Raw genomic sequence first — 17309 nt, forward strand, 5'->3', positions numbered from 1 at the left:
CGCACATCCTCATAGCCCGCCGTACGCCCGGGGACGGTCAGTGGACCGGCGAACAACGACAGGCCCTCCGCGTGACAGCGCGTCCACGCCGTGGAGTGCGCCCGGCACCACCGCTCCACCTGACGCCAGTGCGTGTCAGGCAACCAGTGTGCGCAGTCCACCAGCACATCCGCGCCCATCACGGCCTCCTCGTCGACCGGACCGCGCCGCACGCGCACCCAGTCAGCCGCAAGGTCCCCGACAAGCTGGGCGACCGGACCGTCCCCGGAAACGTGCAGCAGCGGTGGGGTGGTCCGGGCCGGCGTCGATGCTCCGTCGCCTCCGTCGATCAGGACGCCCCGATCGGCCAGCGCCTGAACCAGCTGCGCGAGCCCGGACTCCGAGCTCGCGTCCCCCTCCGCGGCAGGCGCAGGCCCCGATCCCACGGGCCCGCTCACCCGTAGCCGATCCCGCAGCTGGGCGACCACCTCCGACGGTCCCAGCACCCGCAGGAACACCTCGCCCGGTCCGACCACACGCCAGCTCCCGTCCGGGAGCGGATAGAGGTGATGGCCATCGGCCAGCTTCATCGAGAACCCTTCACTGACTGAGAAGGCACGCGCCGGGGACCGGGTCCCGGCAGGAACACGCCGGGACCCGGCCGCACAGTCAGCGCCCGATGACGAACGGGTTGTGGACCAGGGCGTTCGTGCCCGGACCCTGCGGCGCCGCCACCGGCGCCACCACCGACACCGGCTCGACGACGAACGGGTTGTGGACCAGCGCGTTCGTGCCCGGACCCTGCGGTGCCGCCACCGGCGCCACCGCGCTCACCTGCTCGACCAGGACCTCGCTCACACATCCTCCTCTTATTGGTATCGGAAACCATTTCCGATAAGGGGACGCTAGAGGTTCTCTGCGCTGACCGCAAGACCCTTCACATCGTCACTTCGGGACGGTCAGGTCGTGGTCCACGCGGTGAGGGCCATGAGCGAGGCAGGTCGAGCTCTGCGTCACGACCCTGCAGCACCGGCGCCCGATGGACCGAACAGTCCCGAGCGCCGAGGTTTCCGCGACAGCACGATGGTCACGTTCTGCCCAGCGGCTCCGGAACAGGGTGGGTCTGGGTGGTGCGCCAGGTCCGGGGGTGCAGGAGCCGTAGTCCGTTGAGGCCGACGATGAGGGTGGAGCCTTCGTGGCCGGCGACGCCGAGGGGCAGGGGTAGGTGGCCGAGCAGGTCCCAGGCGACCAGTGCGGTGATGAAGGTCGCCGCGATGGCCAGGTTGGCGGTGACGACACGGCGGGCGTGGCGGGACAGCTCGATGACCGCGGGCAGGGCGATCAGGTCGTCGCGGACGAGGACCGCATCGGCGGTTTGCAGGGCGAGGTCGGAGCCGTGGCGGCCCATCGCGACGCCGAAGTCGGCGGCGGCGAGCGCGGGGGCATCGTTGACGCCGTCGCCGACCAGCAGCACTCGCCGCCGCTGATCCTGCAAGGCATGAATCCGGGTGACCTTGTCGGCTGGCAGCAGCCCGCCGTGCGCCTCATGGATGCCCAGCTCGGCGGCGAGTCGGCTGGCGGCGCCGGGGTTGTCGCCGGTGAGCAGGACCGGGGATGTTCCGGTGAGTCGGGTCAGGGCGGCCACGGTGGCGGCGGCATGCGGGCGGGTCCGGTCGGTGAGGGTGAGGACCGCGGTGTGATGGTCGTCGATGGTGACGACCACGGCAGTGTGCCCGCTGGCCTGCACGGCGTCTATCGCGGCTCGCGGCCCAGGGGTCAACTGCGCGGCGACAGGACCGTCCTGCGGCCCGTCCAGCAGGCGCGGACTTGCGACCTGCACGCGATGGCCGTCGACGGTGGCGGTCACGCCGCGTCCGGGGGTTGAGGTGAAGTCGTGCGCGGCGGGGATGGCGAGGTTGCGGTCGCGGGCGGCGGCGAGCACGGCCGCGGCGACTGGATGCTCGCTGGGATGTTCGGCGCCAGCGGCCAGTTGGAGTACCCGGTCCGCGTCGATCGCGGGTGCTCTGGAGGGCTGGCCGTCTCCGGAGCCGTCATAGGCGACGTGAACGTCGAGGAGACGGGGGGTGCCTTCGGTGAGGGTGCCGGTCTTGTCGAACGCCACCAGGGTGGTGTCGGCCAGCCGTTCCATGACCACGGCCGACTTGACCAGTACGCCGTGGCGCCCGGCGAGAGCGATCGCGGACAGCAACGGTGGCATCGTCGCGAGCACCACCGCGCACGGCGATGCGACGATCATGAAGGTCATGGCGCGGAGCAGGGTGGGTCGCAACGCCGCGCCGGACAACAGGGGGATGGCGAACAGGGCGAGGGTCGCTGCCACGACGCCGATCGAGTAGCGCTGCTCGACCTTCTCGATGAACAGCTGCGTTCTCGCTTTGGTTGCGGAAGCCTCTTCGACCAAAGCGACGATGCGGGCGATCACCGACTGGCCGGCGGGGCGATGGACCCGGACGGTCAGCGTGCCGGTGCCGTTCAGCGTGCCCGCGAACACCTCATCTCCGGTCACCTTCGCGACCGGCAGGGGTTCGCCGGTGATCGTGGCCTGGTCGGCCTCGCTGGCGCCGCCGACCACCATGGCGTCGGCACCGATGCGTTCCCCGGGGCGGATCCGGATGACGTCCCCGACCCGAAGGTCCACGGTGCTTACCGTCTCCTCCGTTCCGTCGGGACGTATCCGGTTGGCCCGCTCAGGTGCCAGGTCGAGCAGGGCGCGCACGGAGTCGGCGGTGCGCGCGGTCGCGACCGCCTCCAGTGCCCCAGAGGTGGCGAAGATGACGATCAGCAGGGCGCCGTCGAAGACCTGCCCGATACTGGCTGCACCCCACGCGGCGACGATCATCAGCAGGTCCACGTCCAGCGCGCGTTCCCGCAATGCCCGCACCCCGGCCGCAGCTGGTATCCATCCACCGGCGGCGTAGCAGGCGAGGTACAGCACCCACCAGACCGGCGCCGGGGCGCCGGTCACCTGCATGACGCCGCCGACCGCGAACATCACACTCGCCAACGTCGCCCAGCGCACCTCGGTGAGGACCCAGAGACGGGCGGCCAGCTCCCGCCCCGCCACCACGGCGTGCGCTTCGGCCGGATGAAGGGCGGCGGAAGCGGGACTCGTCGTCAGCGTCACCCGAATCACGCTACCTGCGTGACCACGTATATAGCTAGGCAGGAAGGCTACTGGACAGCCGAGTAGCAGGGTGTATCGGTTAACCTTGGTACGTGCACAGCGATCTGCCGGACTTCCGGATGCCGAACGAGGAACAGGTCCATCTGGCCGCCGAAGGCTTCCGGCTACTCGCGGACCCCACCCGCATCAAGATCCTCTGGGCGCTGCTACAAGGTGAGTCCTCGGTTGCCTGCCTCGCTGACCTCGTCGGCGCCGCACCCACGACGGTCAGCCAGCACCTGGCCAAACTGCGCCTCGCCGGGCTGGTCCGTGGACGCCGCGAAGGTACCTTCGTCTACTACTCCGCCGCGGACGTCCACGTGCAGGCCCTGCTCGCCGAGGCACTGTTCCACGCCGACCACGCCGACCGGAACCTGCCCGACCACACGGCCGGCGAGGCGGCACCCCACACCCACATCCCCGCCCGGCCGATCGCGGCGAAGACAAGCCTCTGATCATCAAGCCCGTTCGAAACGGCGACCAGGTGCCGAACACCGCCCATTGGACCGTTCGACGCGGGTCGCGGTAGTCGAGGTCGGACGGCTGTTCGTCGCCGTGGACGGCCTGGCCGAACCACGCGAACGCGCCATGCCCGGGAAGACCACAGCTTTGCCGCGCCGGAGATCCCCTGGGCCGCCGCCCAGCAGGTGACGCACACACCACCCGAGGCAGAGCCCGCCACGCGTTGGAGGGCAGAGACAGACGACACCCCCACGCCCGGAGGGGCAGGGCCCCGCCAGCGCTGCTAACGAAAACGATTACTATTACGGACAGCCATCAGGCAGTTGGATCGCGGCAACGCCGCCACGACCTCGGAGCCACCTATCATGAAGATCGCTTTTGTCGGCAAGGGCGGCAGTGGCAAGACCACCCTGTCCTCGCTGTTCTGCCGCCACCTCGCCGCAGCCGGCGCACCCGTCCTCGCTCTCGACGCGGACATCAACCAGCACCTCGGCGCCGCGCTCGGCCTCGACGACGCGGCCGCGCCCGTGGCGATGGGCGAGCACCTCCACGAGATCAAGGACTACCTCCGCGGCGACAACCCCCGCGTCCCGTCCGCCGACATGATGGTCAAGACCACCCCGCCCGGCACCGGATCACGGCTGCTCCCCCTCGCCGACGACAACCCGCTGTGGCGACGCTTCGCCACCGATGTCGATGGCGTGCGATTGGTCGCGACCGGAGCGTTCACCGACGAAGACCTCGGTGTGGCCTGCTACCACTCCAAACTCGGCGCGGTCGAACTCCTGCTCAACCACCTGATCGACGGACCCGGCGAATACGCCGTCGTCGACATGACCGCCGGCGCCGACGCCTTCGCCTCCGGCCTGTTCGCCCGCTTCGACCACACCTTCCTCGTCTGCGAACCAACCCGCAAAGCCGTCGCCGTCCACCGCCAGTACCGCGACTACGCCCGCGAGTTCGACATCACCCTGTCCGTGATCGGTAACAAGGTCACCGATGACGTCGACGAGGAGTTCCTGCGCCGTGAGGTCGGCGACGACCTCCTCGTCTGTGTCGGACCGTCGGCACCAGTGCGTGCGATGGAGCAGGGCAGACCCTTCCACCTCGACGACCTCGAACCGGTCATCCGCATCGCACTCGACACCATCCGCGACGCCGTCGACGCCACCGAACACGACCCCGATGCCTTCCTCCGACAGATGCACGACCTCCACCTCCGTAACGCCCGATCCTGGGCCGACGCCGCCACCGGCACGGACCTGTCGATCCAGATCGACCCAACCTTCACCTTTCCCCATGCCCGCAACCCACATCAGGCCGTCACGCCGCGCTAACCGGACCCGACAGGCTCAGCGGACGCCCGCCAAGCCACTCGCCCCAGTCCACGACGGGCTGGCTCGCAGTGCCGCGGAACGGAGATCAGGATGCGAGGCCACCCCATGGCGGCCTTCGCCCCTTACAGTCACGGTAAAAGCGGTGCCGCGGCCCCAGACCACCCAGCCGGTGTAGCCACCCTTCACGGTCACCTTGGCGCGGCGCCCGGTGACGTGTTGGCGTCCTCGAACAGGTTGAGCGGGTCCAACACGCCACGTCGCCAGCGTCGTCGGGAACGGCCACCAGCTCTTCCAACCGCTTCACTGCGGCGGCCGGCAGCCGACTGACCACCAGCGCCGGTGAACTGCTGCTCGAACGCCGCCCGCGCCGCGCCCAGCACCCGCTCAACTCACGACGGCCCCGGCGGCTCGACCCGCTGCGCCCGACACCGGGCCAGCAACGCCCGACGCTGCCAGTCGTCGGTCAACTCGACCGGACACACCTCGAAGGCCATCCAGGCGCCCACGCGTCCTCATCGGCGAGAGCGCACTTCCGGAACCCCAACTCCCGGCGGATCTCCGCACAGTGACGTTCGATGGCTCGGCCGGAAAACACGTACTTCCCGAACGGATCCGGCTCGACCCCGACCTGCTGCTCGACGTAGTCGACCACAGCTCTGGGCACCTCGCCGGCGTGCCGCGGGAACCGCGCGCCCCGACGATCACCCTCCGCCCCAATATTGACAATAGTTTTCGTTTTCATCAGGGTGGCACCATGCCCCGTCCCGTTCCCACCGTTCCCACCGAGCCCACCGTGGCCACCGTGGCCGCCGGATGAGCCTGCTCAGTCCCGGTGGAACACGGCCGCCCGCAGTCGATCCGGCCATCGCCGAGAAGCTGCGCGGCTGGATCCGCGCCGCGCTGGACCTCGACGAGGAGGTGACCATGCTCGTCGCCCAGCTGGCGTGCGCGGAGCCGGGCTGTCCACCCGTCGAGACTGTCCTGGCCGCACTGCCGGCAGCCGGCCGACGCTCGGTCACCCTGCCCGGTCCCGCGGCGTGCCTCACCGAGTCCGACGTGCGCCGTGCCTTCCACCTCTCCGGAGAAACGCATGCCCACTGACGCCACCTCGCCGCCGGCCAGTCAGGCCGCCAAGGTCCCGGTGACTGTGCTCACCGGCTTCCTCGGCAGCGGCAAGACCACGCTGCTCAACCGGATCCTCACCGAAGAACACGGCAAGCGCATCGCCGTGATCGAAAACGAGTTCGGTGAGATCGGTATAGACGACGCTCTGGTCGTCGACGCCGAAGAAGAGATCTTCGAGATGAACAACGGCTGCATCTGCTGCACCGTGCGCGGGGACCTGATCCGCATCCTCGGCACGCTGATGCGCCGCCGGGACAGGTTCGACCACATCCTCATCGAGACCACCGGGTTGGCCGACCCGGCCCCGGTCGCGCAGACCTTCTTCGTCGACGACGAGATCGCCGGCCAGCTCCGGCTGGACGCCATTCTCACGCTCGTGGACGCCCGGCACCTGGCCCGCCACCTCGACGACACCAAGCCCGAGGGCGTGGAGAACGAGGCGGTCGAGCAGATCGCGTTCGCCGACCGGATCGTGCTGAACAAGACCGACCTTGTCGACGAGGCGCAACTGGACGAGGTGATCGGCCGGATCCGGGCGATCAACAAAGTTGCGGAGATCCTGCCCGCCCAGTACGCCAAAGTCGACCTCGACAAGGTCCTCGACGTTGGCGCGTTCGACCTCGGGCGCGCACTCGACGTCGACCCCGCGTTCCTCACCGACGGTGAGCATCAACACGACCTGACCGTGTCCAGCGTCGGCATCGAACTGGCCGGAGACCTGTCCATACCAAAGCTCAACGACTGGCTCGGCGAGCTGCTGTCGACCAAGGGCGCCGACATCTTCCGGTCCAAGGGGGTACTCGCCGTCGCCGACCAGCAGAACCGGTACGTCTTCCAGGGCGTCCACATGCTCTTCGAAGGCACCGACGGCCAGCCCTGGGGCAACGCGGCCCGGGTCAGCCGGTTGGTCTTCATCGGACGCCACCTCGACCGCGCCGCCCTCGAAACCGGACTACGCCGCTGTCTCGCGAGCGCACGGTGAGCCGCACCGCCAACCTCCTCACCGCCGGTCGAACACCGACCACACCCGTCTGGTCGATCGACCTCGACGACGCGGTGAGCACCGTCACCGCCGCACCGCGCGGGTCGTTGGTCGCCGCCGCCTCCCTGTCCGGCCGCACCGTCGTCATCGACACGGACGAAGGGATCATCGTCACCGAGATGCCACACCACGAACTCGGGGCACTCGCCGCGGCGTGGTCGCCGGACGGCCGCCGCCTCGCCGTCGGCGGAGCCGACGGGACCGTCGTCATCGGCGACATCACGATCGGCCGGCGCGACGCCGTCATGGGCCAGGGTTGGGTACACGCACTGGCCTGGTCCCCCGACGGGCAGTACCTCGCCGCCGGCCGAGGCCGCGAGGTCCTGCTGCTGCGGCCCGACGGGACCATCGTCACCCGCTGGCCCGGCCAGCCCAGCACCGTCACCGCACTCGCCTGGGCCGGCCACCGACTTGCCGTCGCCTGCTACGGCGGCATCCGCTGGTACGAACCCGGACCCAACCGCACTGAACCGGTACGCACCTTCGACTGGAAGGGTTCGCTGCTCACCATCGCCGTCGCACCGAACGCCCGCTGGGCCGCCTCCGGTAATCAGGACGCCTCGATCCACCTGTGGCGGCTGTGGTCCGGCGAGGACTACGAGATGAGCGGCTATCCCGCCAAGGTCACCGCTATCGCCTTCGCCCCGGATTCCCAACGGCTCGCCGCCGGCGGCGGCGAGGAAGTCACCGTGTGGAACCTCGGCGGCAAGGGCCCGGCCGGGCAGCGCCCGGCCTCACTGCGCACGCACGCCGGACTCGTCGTCGCACTCGCCTACGCCCCCGCCCCCGTCCCACCGGTCCGAACGGGCTCGGCAGCCGGCCGGGCTGGCCAGCGCACGGCCGCCCCGCCGCTGCTCGCCAGTGGTGGCAGGGATGGCCGTCTGGCCGGTTGGCGGGGAAGTGGTAGTTCCCGGCGTCCGCATTTCGAGGTCGATCTGGGCGCGCCCGTCAGCTCGGTCACCTGGACCGCCGACGCGGCGCTTGTCGTGGCGGGAACCCAGGGCGGCCGGCTGAGCGCGGTCCGTCCGTCGGACAGTCCGCCCGGCACCGGTACGAGACGCAGCAGCTGACCGGCCTGGCCGGCCAGTTCCCGAGCCCAGCCAGCCCACTTCCGGAGAACGACCACTATGCGCCAGCCGATCCCACTGTCTGTGACGTTGGTGTGCACTGCCGGGGGTGACGTCGGGGTGGTGGCGGCCCCCGCAGGCGGTGGGGTTCGCCCCGTCCCCGTGCTCTCCTACCGGTGCCCGTCCCACCCGGTGGGAGGAGTCGTCGTCCGATCGCTCGACGTGGGTGACGGATCGCCGTGCAGGTCCGCGCTACCCGCCCAGGACGTGAGCCTCGTCGACGTCGTCTCCCGGGACATCGCCGCCTCGGCTGCGGAACTCACGGCCGATGGACACGTCGAAGCCGTCGTGGTGGCACCACCGGGATACGTTCCCTTGGACCTGATACCGGGCCTGGCCGGCTGCCCCGCGCTCAGCGTGGTGTCGTCGGTGGCGTTGGTCGACGCGACGACCGCGTTCGAGGACCTGGACGGCTGTGACTCCTTCGCCGGCCGAGGCCTCGCCGTTCCCCGTCTCGGTCGGACGGTGCCAGCGGCCCTCGTCGACCAGGTCGAACGCGCTGAGGTCGTCGCCCTCGCCGCCACCGACGAGATCGATGTCTGCGACATGCTGCAGCTCGACACGCTGGTACGGCGTCTGAACCCGACGGCCCGACCTGTGACCGTCGTCGGCCGAGCCACACCGGCCAGCGATATCCTCGCCTCCGCCGGCCCGGACGGCGGCGCGGGATACGACGAGATCGGCTCGCACCGGCACGCGGGCTGGTTGCGGATGCTAGGCGCACGCACCGCGGACGACCTGCCGACCAGCGAGGTCGGGATCACCGCCACGGTGCTCGCTGCCCGCCGGCCGTTGCACCCACAGCGGCTGCATGACTGCATGGACGGCCTGGTCGCCGGCGTGGTGCGTTCCCGGGGTTGGCTGTGGCTCGCCAGCCGACCCGACCAAAGGATGGCCTGGGACCACGCCGGGCGGGGACTCACGCTCGCTCCCGACGGCTACTGGCCCGCCGTCGACACCGCACCCGCGGACCACAGGGCCGCTTGTCCTGGCTGGGACCCCTACTACGGCTACCGCGTCCAGGAACTGGCCCTGATCGGTCTGCACGCCGACCCGGCGGCCCTCACCAGAATCTTCCGTTCATGCCTGCTCACCGACGCCGAGCTCGCTCTCGGCGAGGACAGCTGGCACGAGCTACCGGACCCCTTCCCCTCCTGGCTACCGGACCTGAACGGATAGCCAGGAGAACAAGGATGACCACAGCCCACATGCGGCTTGACCATAGGGCGCCCCACCGAGAACCGGAGCCGGCAGAGAAACCGCCCCCTGCTGCGGCGACATCCCGATCGAACCGACGCCCGGCCGAGCCGGTCACGCGACACAGCCATGCACCCTGACGGTCTGTCAGCAGTCGACAAACTCCGGCTGCTGGTTGAGGACCTGGCTCTCCGCGGAGATAAACCGGCGGTGCTGCTCGCCTCCGACCGCCTGCGGGCGGAACGCGGCCAGCCGATGGCAGTTCTGGAACGCCAACGCCACCCCGAAACGCCGTTCCAGCGCCCCGGATCGAAGTGCTCGCCATCGCCCGCAGCAACTGCCCCTGCGCCACGTTGTCCGCCGGCGGAACCAGGTTGTCGGCGAAGTCCCGCTCGGCGGTGGGCAGCTCACCGGCGAGCCGCTCCACCAGGCTGTAGGCGTACGGAAGCGAGTCCCGCACACACGCGAGAAACGCCTCCTGGTCGACATGACCGGCTTCAGCCTGAGCGAGCAGATCCGGGGACACGGTCAAGGACATCAGTGACCTCCTGACGCAGGTACTTGGAACATCAACAATCTCCGGCTTGACAACCGTTGTCAATACCAATTGGAGTGGCACGTTCACATGGCGCGAGACGGGAAGAGGCCCTACCGTGTTCATGTGATCGAACACTTACCCTCCGCCGCGCACCGGAGGGGCGAGCCCGCTACTGGGGGCACTCGCGCGTCGGTACGCCTCGCATGATCACTTGCCTCGCCGACGGGCCATGTCACGCGCCTGCACCGCTCAACGCCCTCCGCCAAGGAGAACGCCCGTGACCACCACCAGCCACCCGGCCCACCACACCACCTCAGAACACCCGCACACCTATGGCTGCGGCCACGTCGCCGTCCCCCACCACGACCACATCGACTACATCCACGACAACCATCGCCACGCCGACCACGACGGGCACTGGGACGAACACTGACCCGACGCCCCAGGATCACCGGTCAGGTTGACATCCGGCGCAGAGTCCGAACAGGTCGATCGCATGGCTGAGGTCGGCGAATCCGTGTGCGGCAGCGAGGTCTGCCGTCCAGGTCTCGACGGTGTCGGAGGCAACGTCGATGCTGTGTCCGCAGCTGCGGCAAACCAGGTGGTGGTGGTGCCCGGTGGTTCGGGCGAGGTGGAACAGCTGCTGGCCGTCCTCGCCGCGGATCGTGTCGACGGTGGCATCGCCTACCAGGTCGTACAGAATGCGGTACGTCGTGGTGAGGCCGATGCGGTGCCCGCTGGCGCGTATCTGCTCGTGCAAGGCTTGGGCGCTGCGGAACCCTCCGCCGGCAGCGGTGAGCGCAGCCAGCACTGTGCGGCGTTGCGGGGTGTCGCGTGGGGGACGAGGGCCGCGGGATACGCGCCACCGCTGCGGTTCCCGCCGTGCGTCGCGGGTGTCGGCTTCGTCAGGGGCACGAACGTCGTCGGTGGGCACCTTCTCTCCTCTCACGAGATTGGGGCTCATGAGGAGGTCGGAGACCTCTGCGCCGTCGAGGTTGCCGGTGATTGCACCGGCGGGTGGATGGCGGTGGCGGTGCGGGTGGTGACGGTCAGGGCGACGGCGTAACTGGCGGTGGCGAAGGCGAGGATGGCGAAGCTTGGGGGGATCCGCGGGGCAAGGTAACTGGTCGTCAGGCCGGCCCAGGTCACGGCGACCGCGACCGCGGTGGAGATCCCCATGCCGCGGTAGGGGCGGGTGGCGAGCCGGTGGGCGGCGCCGGCGGGCGCGGCGAGCAGGCCGAGGAGCAGGAGCGCGCCGACGGCCTGGGTGGCCTCGGCCGCGGTCGCCCCGACCAGGCCGAGGAATCCGACGCCGAGGAGGCGGACGGGGACACCGCGGCCGGCGGCGACCGCGGCGTCCAGGCTCGCAAACAGCAGGGGACGTCCGATCACGATGACGGCGAGGCAGAGCAGGGCGGCGAGCACGGCTGCTTCCCAGGCGTGGGAGGCATCCAATCCGAAGATCGAGCCGAACAGGACGGTGACGCCGACGGTGCCATTGCCGGTGCTGCGGTGGGTCGTGTACAGGGTGAGGAAGAGCACGCCGAGGCCGAGGACCCAGGCGAACACGCTGCCGATGACGACGTCGTCGGCGTGGCCGCGGGGGCCGAGGACACCGAGGGCGAACCCGACGGTGATGGTGGCGGCGAACAGGCCGATGCGGGCGTCGATCCCGGTGGTCAGGGCGGCGAGCGCGCCCGTGAACGCCACATGGGACAGCGCGTCGGCGGTGAAGACCTGCGCACGCAGGACGAGGAAATAGCCGACGAGTCCCGCCGCCATGGCGATCCCTGTTCCGGCGAGGAAGGCGTGCTGCATGAACGGGTGGTCGAACATCGCGGTCAGTCCGGTGTCCGCCGTCTCCGCGGTCATGCCGACGCCCGCGCGGGATGGGGGGTGCGGGCGGTCCGGTCGAGCAGGTCATGCGCGTGGACGGCGAGGCGGGCGAGCAGGTACAGGCTGAAGGAGAAGCTGGTGATGAAAAAGCCGATCGGGTACGGCGAGTAGTAGGCCACGGTCAGCCCGGCCCAGGTGACCAGCAGCCCGAACAGCACAGTGAGGGCAAGGCTGAGCGCCGGGCGGGTGGTGAGAATCTGTGCGGTTGCCGCGGGAATGACGAGCAGGGTGAACACGAGGAGAGTGCCGGTGATCTGACTGACCTCCGCGGCAGTACTCCCGAGCAGGATCAGGAAGGCCACCGACAGGGCCCGCACGGGCACTCCGGCGGCGGTCGCCACAGCCGGATCGAGCGAGGCGAACAGCAACGGCCGCCCGAAAAGCGCCAGCACGGCCAGGATCGCCACGGCGACGGCGGTCAGGGTCAGGACCATGCCGTCGGTGATCCCCAAGAAACTGCCGAACAGCAGCGCGTTGACCCCGCCGAGGAATCCCTTGTACAGGTTGACGAACAGGAATCCGCAGGCCAGTGCGAACGCCTGCACGGTACCGACGGTGGCCGACTCCGCGGCCCGGCCCGCGGCGGCTCCACCGGCGGTGGGAATGGCCGCGATGAGGAATGCCGCGGCCAGGCAGAAAGCGAAATAGCCGTAGGTCGCACCCAGACCGAGCCAGACCGCGCCAGCAGCGCCCGGGAAACCGGCCACGGCCAGGGTGTGGCCGGCAAACGTCTGGCGGCGCAGGACCATGAACCACCCGGTCGCCCCGGCGGTGACCGCGACGACGGTCCCGGCCCGGAACGCGTTCACCATGAACGGGTAGGCGAACATCTGCCGGACATCGCGGACCAGGTTCCACGACAGGCCCGCGTCGGCCGCGGCAGCGACGATCACGAGTGGCCGGTCCCGACGTGGCGGTCGGTGTGCGCCGCGGGCGGTTCGGGTTGGCCGACAACGACCATCCGCCCATCCGAGGCGGTCAGCACCTCGATGGGGGTCTGGTAGAGCCGGCTCAACGTCGCGCTGGTGATGACCTCGGTGGGAGAGCCCGACACCGCGCCGCCGCCGGCGAGGTAGACGACCCGGTCGAGGCTGGACAGGATCGGGTTGACGTCATGGGCGACCATCAGCACGGTCACCCCCGCTCTCTGGCAGATCGTACGGATCAGCGCCGCGACCGCGGCGGCGTTGTGCGGGTCCAAACTGTCCAACGGTTCGTCGAGGAGGAGTAGCCGGGGCCGGCGGGCGAGCGCCTGGGCGATCAGAAGCCGCTGCTGTTCCCCGCCAGAGAGCCGGCCGATCGGCTGGTGAGCGTAGCCGGTGGCGCCGACCAACTCGACGAGTTCGGCCACCCGCCGCCCGGCTGCCCGGCCGCGCTCCCCGCCGGGCAGGGGCAGACCCCACCGGTGGCCGTCGACACCGAGGCGGACGATGTCGATCCCGCGGATCCGTACCGACGGGTCGAAGCTGCGTCGCTGCGGCAGATACCCGATCTCGGCGCGGGCCCGCCCGGGCGGCCGATCCAGCACCACCGCCCGCCCCACGGACAGCGGCAGCAGGCCCAGAGCCGCCTTGAGCAGGGTGGACTTACCGACCCCGTTGGGCCCGAGAACCGCGACGAACTCCCCGGCGGCGACCTCGACATCCACCCCGCTCCACACCAGCCGCCCGCCCAGGCGGACCGCGGCGTTCCGGAACAACACCGCCGCCGTGTTCACTGCGGTCGGCGGGTCGGTACCAGCGGGCAGGACCGTGTCGATGGCATCGACGGACACCTGGGTGGATCGTGTGCGCACCGTCATCGCGTCACTTCCCGGTTGCCTGCGCCAGCGCCGTCCGCAGGCCTGTCAGCTGGGCGACCTGCCAATCCTGGAAGGACGCACCGGCCGGGGTGAGCGTCTCGGTAATAGTGATCACCGGGATACCGGCAGCCTTCGCCTCCTCGACCTGCCGCTGCACGTCCGGGGTGGCGTTCTGACTGTTGTACACGTATACCTTGATTTTCTCGGTGCTGATCTGATCGTCGATGGTGGTCTTGTCCGCGACGGTCGGGTCAGTGCCCTCCGTGATCGCACGGAGGAAGGCCGGTGGGGTCAGCAGGTCCAACCCGAGAGCCGGGGACAGCATCTCGAAGATGCTCTCCGACGCCCCGACCGGTGTCCCTCCATACGTCTTCTTGATCGACGCGATGAGATCGGTGTACGGCTTCAACGTCGTCGTGGTGAACGACGCCCGCTGCCGGTCGAAATAGGCCGCGTCCGCCGGGTCGATCTTCTTGTAGTCCGCGGTGATCGCATCGATCACACTGGTGACGTCCGCCGGGTTGTACCAGCGGTGCGGATTGTCCCCGTCCTTCGCACCAACCAGCTCACCGACGGTCAGCATCGTCCGCCCCTCCGCCGGGTTCGCCGCCGCCAGCCGGCCCGCCCACGGGTCGTAGCCGACACCGTTGTCGATGACCAACCGCGCACCGGCGATCGCCCGGCCATCCGCCGAGGTCGGCTCGTAGTCATGCGGATCGGCGTCAGGATTGTCGATGATGCTGGTGACCGCCACCCGATCACCCCCGAGCTGGGCGGCGATACTGCCCCAGAAATTCTCCGTCGCCACCACCGCGATCTTCCCGCTGCCACCATCAGCGCTCCCGGAATCCCCCGACGAGGACGTCCCACACGCGGCCACGAGCATCACCACGCCGGCGGCCACCGCCCCCAGACCGCGCCGGACCCGCCACCGCCCTACCACGACCAGCCTCGCACCATCCACCACGATCTCCCCGCTCGTCAGCCGACCGGACCCGCGATCCATACTAGGATCCATTTTCATTAACGTAGCAGGTAATGAAAACCATTACAAGTTAGTGGCGAGGTGGTCGCCTCCACCGTGCCGGGAGCACGCATCCCCGCCACCGAGCCGTCGTGATGCGACGGTGTCAACCAGCCGGATCGCCGCAGTTCCCGCCGTGCTGGCGGGCTTACCGTGGTCGACAGGGCCGCGCCCGACCTGCAGCTGCCCGATGCCATCGGCGCCGCGACCGCCTTCGGCCTCGCCGGAAGAGCCAGTGGAGTACGCCGGCAGCGGCGCACAGGTCGGCGGTCCGCGTGATGACTTCGGCCGTGTGCCGGCCGATGCCGGGGATGGTCGCCGGCCGGTCACACTGGCGGCGAAAAAGGCGCATGGCCTCCTCGATCCGCGCCGGCAGTTCCTCGATCGCCGTGGACGGCTGGTCGATGCGGTTCCAGGTGCCCGATTCTCACCGAGGTTGCCGATGGTTCTACCAGTGGATGCGGCTCCATAAGCGGACGGTGACCGGCTACGGCGGGTGACGCCGATAGAGGCCGGTTCAGCGACTTTGGCATCCTCCCGCCAGGTCGGTGGGCGTGATCGGACCGGACTCTGCACTGCCACGAGATGAACGCGGCCAGCCCGCAGTCCACTAGTTCAGCTGGTTCTGAGTTCAGGATTATCTGTACTGTTAAGTGGTGCTGACCGTAGCCCCCGACATCGAGATCCTTGCCCGGTTCGGTCGCGCCCTGGCCGACCCGATCCGCGCCCGGCTCCTGCTCGCCCTGCGCGACGCCCCGGCCCACCCCGCCGACCTGGCCGACCAGCTGGGCATCTCCCGAAGCCGCCTGTCGAACCATCTGGCCTGCCTGCGTGGCTGCGGCCTGGTCGTCGCCGTCCCTGTCGGGCGCCGCACCCGCTACGAACTGGCCGACCCCCGCCTGGGTGAGGCCCTCGACGTCCTGTGCACCGCAGTCCTCGCGGTCGCAGCTGACCGCGCCTGCCCCGACACCGAGGACAAGGGCTGCTGCTGATGTCCCAGCTGATCCTCAGCCCCTCCCCTGCCCGCCGGACAGCTCTCACCCGCAGGATCCGGTTCCTCGTCGCCGCGGCCATCACCTACAACGTCATCGAGGCCGTCGCCGCCCTCGCCCTGGGCACAATCGCGTCCTCGACCGCACTGATCGGTTTCGGTCTGGACTCGGTCGTCGAGGTCTCCTCCGCCACCGCGGTCGCCTGGCAGTTCTCCGCCGCCGACCACGCCTCGCGCCAGGCCCGGGAGAAGACGACCCTGCGGATCATCGCGGTGTCGTTCTTCACGCTCGCCGCCTATGTCACCGTCGACGCGGTCCGGGTACTCGCCGGGACCGGACAGGCGGACGGATCCCTGCCCGGGATCGTCCTCGCCGCGCTGTCCCTGGCCGTCATGCCATTCCTGTCCACCGCCCAACGCCGCGCCGGCCGGGAACTCGGCTCCGCCTCCACCATCGCGGACTCCAAACAGACCCTGCTGTGCACCTACCTGTCCGTCGTGCTCCTGATCGGCCTGATCGCCAACACCACCCTCGGCTGGGCCTGGGCCGACCCGATCGCCGCCCTGGTGATCGCCGTCATCGCCGTCAAAGAAGGCCGTAACGCCTGGGCGGGAGACACCTGCTGCCCGGTCCTGCCCACCCCCGTCGACCTGGGTGGCACCGTCGACGCCTGCGGATGCGTACTCGGCTGCGACTGCTGCACCTGACCAGAACAACGCGACCCGCAGAGTTCAGGAAAGCGCCGTCGGGATGCTATGCCGACAGCGTCGGGTGCTTGCCGGAGGCAAGGTCGGAGCGGGCGAGCCAAACCGGGACCGACCAGGTCACCGGGGCGAGCAGCAGCCGGATCAGCCAGGGTGGTCAGTCCGGCGGCGGCGGCCCCGGCGGGCACCGTGCAGGCGAGGTTGCGCATCAGCCGTTCCACAGTGCAACGGGCAAACGCCTTGCCGGTTCAGCGTCAGCCACGCCTCCGCGCTCCGTAGACGCCGTAGTTCTCCTCATGCACCCGCTTCACCAAAGGATTCCAGCTCGGTGTCGCGCAGCTGCCGAGCCGTAGGCGCCCGGCGTAGCGCGTCGCAGTAGGTTGACGGGGCGAGCTGCAAGCCGTGCTCGGACAAAATCCGTGCAGATCGGCTCGGCACCCCAACGCAGCCCGCCATCAGACTGTCGGCGATCCCCATAGGGGCCAGGTGGCCCCGTCCCCTTGGACCGCTCCGGCACCCGCTTCCGCCACGGGTAACCCGACACGAGAGAATTTGTACCGATGAGGACTGGTAGATCCTCGACCGTCCGCCGCACAAGCGGACGGTCTACCGGCCCCGATCCTGAGCACCGTTGCAGGTCACAGACCCGACGCGACCGGGCCGGCCGAGCCCCGTTGCCATACGAGACCTCTACCTTGTGGCAACGTCCGCGAACACAGGCCTCGTGACCTCCCATCCGGAAAGCGGATGGTCAGCTTCACCGTTTACGCAGGTCACCCGCGGTGACAGACGGGCCGCCACTGGGATCACGCGACGCCGCTGCCACACCTGTTGCCATATAACGATCAACCGGTGATCGACAAATCCTGCTATTTCCGCAGGTCAAAAGGGTGGGCAGGGG

General features: G+C 69.6%; 18 protein-coding genes and 2 pseudogenes. 10 read left to right on the plus strand and 10 right to left on the minus strand.

Annotated features, from left to right (window positions below):
* The 3 genes and pseudogenes from AC5LUJ_RS12225 to AC5LUJ_RS12235 all read right to left on the minus strand — a co-directional run.
* Positions 1–569 (minus strand): annotated as a pseudogene (locus AC5LUJ_RS12225) (hypothetical protein); the annotation flags it as partial.
* A gap of 79 nt (positions 570–648) precedes the next feature.
* Positions 649–837 (minus strand): streptamidine-related RiPP repeat protein, encoded by a 189-nt coding sequence (locus tag AC5LUJ_RS12230; RefSeq protein ID WP_250280976.1) that lies wholly within the window; start codon positions 835–837, stop codon positions 649–651.
* A 229-nt stretch (positions 838–1066) separates the two neighbouring features.
* Positions 1067–3124, minus strand: coding sequence for a heavy metal translocating P-type ATPase (locus AC5LUJ_RS12235; RefSeq protein WP_493464959.1), 2058 nt, complete (start codon positions 3122–3124; stop codon positions 1067–1069).
* 119 nt (positions 3125–3243) lie between these two features.
* Between AC5LUJ_RS12235 and AC5LUJ_RS12240 the strand changes: the two genes are divergently transcribed.
* Positions 3244–3618: an ArsR/SmtB family transcription factor gene (locus tag AC5LUJ_RS12240; protein WP_493464960.1), complete on the plus strand. Its 375-nt coding sequence runs from the start codon at positions 3244–3246 to the stop codon at positions 3616–3618.
* Between the two features lie 372 nt (positions 3619–3990).
* Entirely contained in the window at positions 3991–4962 is a 972-nt protein-coding gene (locus AC5LUJ_RS12245) for an ATP-binding protein (RefSeq protein WP_250280972.1), read from the plus strand.
* 463 nt (positions 4963–5425) lie between these two features.
* Here AC5LUJ_RS12245 and AC5LUJ_RS12250 read toward each other — a convergent pair whose 3' ends face one another.
* Positions 5426–5614 carry a DUF4158 domain-containing protein gene (locus AC5LUJ_RS12250; protein ID WP_445548203.1) on the minus strand — a complete coding sequence of 63 codons (189 nt, stop codon included), beginning with the start codon at positions 5612–5614 and terminating at the stop codon, positions 5426–5428.
* On the opposite strand from AC5LUJ_RS12250, the gene AC5LUJ_RS12255 reads away from it, so the two are divergent.
* The 5 genes from AC5LUJ_RS12255 to AC5LUJ_RS12275 all read left to right on the plus strand — a co-directional run bounded on the left by AC5LUJ_RS12255 (position 5528) and on the right by AC5LUJ_RS12275 (position 9435).
* Positions 5528–5779 (plus strand): hypothetical protein, encoded by a 252-nt coding sequence (locus tag AC5LUJ_RS12255; RefSeq protein ID WP_250280970.1) that lies wholly within the window; start codon positions 5528–5530, stop codon positions 5777–5779. The genes AC5LUJ_RS12250 and AC5LUJ_RS12255 overlap by 87 nt on opposite strands.
* Positions 5776–6063 carry a hypothetical protein gene (locus tag AC5LUJ_RS12260; protein WP_250280968.1) on the plus strand — a complete coding sequence of 96 codons (288 nt, stop codon included), beginning with the start codon at positions 5776–5778 and terminating at the stop codon, positions 6061–6063. Before AC5LUJ_RS12255 ends, AC5LUJ_RS12260 begins: the two co-directional genes overlap by 4 nt.
* Complete coding sequence (locus AC5LUJ_RS12265; RefSeq protein WP_250289668.1) at positions 6053–7069, plus strand: CobW family GTP-binding protein; 1017 nt, start codon at positions 6053–6055, stop codon at positions 7067–7069. The genes AC5LUJ_RS12260 and AC5LUJ_RS12265 overlap by 11 nt, the downstream gene beginning before the upstream one ends.
* Complete coding sequence (locus AC5LUJ_RS12270; protein ID WP_250280962.1) at positions 7066–8199, plus strand: WD40 repeat domain-containing protein; 1134 nt, start codon at positions 7066–7068, stop codon at positions 8197–8199. The genes AC5LUJ_RS12265 and AC5LUJ_RS12270 overlap by 4 nt, the downstream gene beginning before the upstream one ends.
* A gap of 264 nt (positions 8200–8463) precedes the next feature.
* Positions 8464–9435: a CobW family GTP-binding protein gene (locus AC5LUJ_RS12275; RefSeq protein WP_250289670.1), complete on the plus strand. Its 972-nt coding sequence runs from the start codon at positions 8464–8466 to the stop codon at positions 9433–9435.
* A gap of 165 nt (positions 9436–9600) precedes the next feature.
* On the opposite strand, the pseudogene AC5LUJ_RS12280 reads toward AC5LUJ_RS12275, so the two are convergent.
* Positions 9601–9991, minus strand: a pseudogene (locus AC5LUJ_RS12280) (SCO5389 family protein).
* A gap of 277 nt (positions 9992–10268) precedes the next feature.
* Here AC5LUJ_RS12280 and AC5LUJ_RS12285 point away from each other — a divergent pair.
* Positions 10269–10424, plus strand: a complete 156-nt coding sequence (locus AC5LUJ_RS12285) for a zinc transporter permease (RefSeq protein WP_250283692.1) — start codon at positions 10269–10271, stop codon at positions 10422–10424.
* 15 nt (positions 10425–10439) lie between these two features.
* On the opposite strand, the gene AC5LUJ_RS12290 is transcribed toward AC5LUJ_RS12285, so the two are convergent.
* The 5 genes from AC5LUJ_RS12290 to AC5LUJ_RS12310 are packed head-to-tail and all read right to left on the minus strand — an operon-like array spanning position 10440 to position 14694.
* Complete coding sequence (locus AC5LUJ_RS12290; protein ID WP_250283694.1) at positions 10440–10925, minus strand: Fur family transcriptional regulator; 486 nt, start codon at positions 10923–10925, stop codon at positions 10440–10442.
* A gap of 26 nt (positions 10926–10951) precedes the next feature.
* Positions 10952–11863, minus strand: coding sequence for a metal ABC transporter permease (locus AC5LUJ_RS12295; protein WP_250283696.1), 912 nt, complete (start codon positions 11861–11863; stop codon positions 10952–10954).
* Entirely contained in the window at positions 11860–12780 is a 921-nt protein-coding gene (locus AC5LUJ_RS12300; protein WP_250289672.1) for a metal ABC transporter permease, read from the minus strand. The genes AC5LUJ_RS12295 and AC5LUJ_RS12300 overlap by 4 nt, the downstream gene beginning before the upstream one ends.
* Positions 12777–13688 carry a metal ABC transporter ATP-binding protein gene (locus AC5LUJ_RS12305; protein WP_250283699.1) on the minus strand — a complete coding sequence of 304 codons (912 nt, stop codon included), beginning with the start codon at positions 13686–13688 and terminating at the stop codon, positions 12777–12779. Before AC5LUJ_RS12305 ends, AC5LUJ_RS12300 begins: the two co-directional genes overlap by 4 nt.
* A 4-nt stretch (positions 13689–13692) precedes the next feature.
* Complete coding sequence (locus AC5LUJ_RS12310) at positions 13693–14694, minus strand: metal ABC transporter solute-binding protein, Zn/Mn family (protein WP_250283701.1); 1002 nt, start codon at positions 14692–14694, stop codon at positions 13693–13695.
* A gap of 674 nt (positions 14695–15368) precedes the next feature.
* On the opposite strand from AC5LUJ_RS12310, the gene AC5LUJ_RS12315 reads away from it, so the two are divergent.
* Complete coding sequence (locus AC5LUJ_RS12315; RefSeq protein WP_250283737.1) at positions 15369–15704, plus strand: ArsR/SmtB family transcription factor; 336 nt, start codon at positions 15369–15371, stop codon at positions 15702–15704.
* Positions 15704–16411: a cation efflux transmembrane domain-containing protein gene (locus AC5LUJ_RS12320; protein WP_250283703.1), complete on the plus strand. Its 708-nt coding sequence runs from the start codon at positions 15704–15706 to the stop codon at positions 16409–16411. Before AC5LUJ_RS12315 ends, AC5LUJ_RS12320 begins: the two co-directional genes overlap by 1 nt.
* Positions 16412–17309: the final 898 nt, after the last annotated feature.

It is taken from the genome of Protofrankia sp. CiP1_Cm_nod3 (assembly GCF_982290655.1).